At 65.6% G+C, this 250-nt stretch carries 1 protein-coding gene; it reads left to right on the top strand.

The window, feature by feature from the left end; all coding sequences use genetic code 11:
• Nucleotides 1–250 (top strand): leucyl/phenylalanyl-tRNA--protein transferase (locus OC610_RS29345; protein ID WP_269808117.1); only part of this gene is annotated, 250 nt, incomplete at both ends.

Below are 250 nucleotides of genomic sequence, written 5' to 3'. Positions count from 1 at the left end.
GGGACCTGTCCGCCGACCGCTTGATCCAGGCTTATCGCCACGGCTGCTTCCCGTGGTTCTCCGAAGGCCAGCCGATCCTGTGGTGGTCGCCGGATCCGCGTACGGTGCTGTTTCCCGACGAGCTGCACGTCTCGCGCAGCCTGGGCAAGCTGTTGCGCAAGCGGCGTTATGAGGTGACGTTCGACCGGGATTTTGCCGCAGTCATCAAGGCCTGCGCCGCGCCCCGGGATTATGCCGACGGCACCTGGAT

The organism is Pseudomonas agronomica (assembly GCF_025917275.1).
In the GTDB taxonomy this organism is placed as follows: domain Bacteria; phylum Pseudomonadota; class Gammaproteobacteria; order Pseudomonadales; family Pseudomonadaceae; genus Aquipseudomonas; species Aquipseudomonas agronomica.
This window is presented reverse-complemented; position numbering and strand designations above follow the sequence as displayed.